This window comes from Pseudomonas sp. NY11955, assembly GCF_048068035.1.
Taxonomy (GTDB): Bacteria; Pseudomonadota; Gammaproteobacteria; order Pseudomonadales; family Pseudomonadaceae; genus Aquipseudomonas.
Genome location: NZ_JBLUPS010000066.1, coordinates 1 through 279, shown reverse-complemented (window position 1 = coordinate 279; position 279 = coordinate 1). Strand labels below are relative to the sequence as shown.

1 pseudogene is annotated in these 279 nt (G+C 62.7%); it reads left to right on the top strand.

What is annotated here, in order from left to right:
* Positions 1-279 (top strand): annotated as a pseudogene (locus ACNFBR_RS29305) (acetolactate synthase large subunit); the annotation flags it as partial.

The following is a 279-nucleotide window of genomic DNA, read 5'->3' as shown; positions in this document are numbered from 1 at the left end:
ACCGGCATCCCGTTCATCACCACCCAGATGGGTAAAGGTGTGGTCGACGAGCGCCACCCGCGCTTCCTGGGCAACGCCGCGCTGTCGTCGGGTGACTTCGTCCACCGCGCCATCGAAGCAGCCGACCTGATCATCAACATCGGCCACGACGTGATCGAGAAGCCGCCATTCTTCATGGTCCGTGGCGGCACCGAAGTCATCCACATCAACTTCCGCTCCGCCGAAGTCGATGCCGTGTACTTCCCGCAGGTGGAAGTGATCGGCGACATCGCCAACGCC